Source organism: Phenylobacterium sp. (assembly GCF_041913825.1).
Lineage (GTDB): Bacteria > Pseudomonadota > Alphaproteobacteria > Caulobacterales > Caulobacteraceae > Phenylobacterium.
The window spans coordinates 231094-231964 of the sequence record NZ_JAYSEO010000004.1 but is presented as its reverse complement, the minus strand read 5'-3'; the positions used below and the strand labels follow the sequence as shown (position 1 = coordinate 231964).

Annotated in this window: 1 protein-coding gene; it reads left to right on the top strand. The window is 67.0% G+C overall.

Annotated elements, in window-relative coordinates; genetic code table 11:
- Nucleotides 1-281 precede the first annotated feature (281 nt).
- Nucleotides 282-764 (top strand): MarR family winged helix-turn-helix transcriptional regulator, encoded by a 483-nt coding sequence (locus ACE3Q8_RS04800; RefSeq protein WP_374469099.1) that lies wholly within the window; start codon nucleotides 282-284, stop codon nucleotides 762-764.
- Nucleotides 765-871 lie beyond the last annotated feature (107 nt).

Below are 871 nucleotides of genomic sequence, written 5' to 3'. Positions count from 1 at the left end.
GATCACCGCCTGCGACCGCAGGATCGCCGCCACCTTGGATTCCAGTTCGGCGACACGGTCGCCATGCGCCGTCCGGCGCTCGCGCGTCAGTTTGAACATCTACCCACACATCATTTTTTCGAGGCGGTTCTCCGACCGCAATGACGGCGTTATGCGGCGGTTAGATTAAAGAATGACTTATCGAGTTCGATATAATTGCACCTGATATTACCGGTTGCGATTAACCTCATCTTCACAGGCCGCAGTTGTACTCGCCCTGTCGTACCGGGGGGTTCGCATCCATGTCTCAACCATTGAAGTCCACTGCGCTCGGGGTGCTCACGCCCGAGGCCTACGCCGACCTGCAGCTCGACCGGCAGCTCTGCCTGGCGCTGCAGATCTCCGACAGCCAGATCACGCGCATCTACCGCGAGCTGCTGAAGCCGCTCGGCCTGACCCATCCGCAGTACCTGGTGCTGCTGGTGATGTGGGAGCGGGAGCGCTGCACCATGGGCGACCTGCGCCAGGCGCTGTGCATGGACACCGGCGCGCTGACCCCGCTGGTCAAGCGGATGGAGGCCGACGGCCTGCTCGCCCGCTCGCGCGACACGGCCGACGAGCGGCGGGTGTGGGTCGACCTCAGCGAGCGCGGCTGGGCGCTGCGCGACGAGGTCGCCCATGTGCGCCAGGAGGTGGCCCGGCGGATCCCGATGTCGGCGGCCGAGCTCGGCGAACTGCGCAGCATCCTGCAGCGGCTCAACGAGAAGTTCCGCGCCGCGGCCTGAGCGGCGCGGCCGGGCGCGCCGCGCGGGCGCTGGGGGGCGGGGGGGGCCCGGTATAACCCCAAAGACGTGACTCGTGCGGCGCGGGGGGCCCAAAGAACGAGGTTAGG